A 356-nucleotide genomic window follows, 5' to 3' on the forward strand; every position below is an offset into this window, starting at 1 on the left:
CCGCCCTGCATCATCATCGGTTCAAGTAACTGGCTGTTCCAGTAGAAGATGGCGTTTAAGTTGGTGTCCATCACCTTGCGCCAGTTATCGGCGTTCTGGTGAATATGCAGCGCATCAAGGGTGATACCCGCATTGTGTACTACGGCGTGCGGCGCGCCGTAGCGTGCCAGCAGGTCAGTGGCCAGACGCGTAACCGCCTGCTCATCACGCCCGTCGCACTGATGACTTTCGACCCGGCCGGGCAATCCCGCACAGGCCAGTTCCACCTCATGGGCGGCGCTTTCGCCCTGACACCAGGTAAACACCACATTCCATTCTTTCGCCAGACGCTGCACGGCGGCGCGTCCGATCCCCCG

General features: G+C 60.7%; 1 protein-coding gene. It reads right to left on the reverse strand.

Translation table 11 applies throughout. The annotated features are described in order from the left end of the window. A partial coding sequence (locus ACM615_RS23925) for an SDR family NAD(P)-dependent oxidoreductase (protein WP_431012632.1) occupies positions 1-356 on the reverse strand: 356 nt, incomplete at both ends.

It is taken from the genome of Rahnella sp. PAMC25617, from assembly GCF_050606005.1.
Classification (GTDB): Bacteria; Pseudomonadota; Gammaproteobacteria; order Enterobacterales; family Enterobacteriaceae; genus Rahnella; species Rahnella variigena.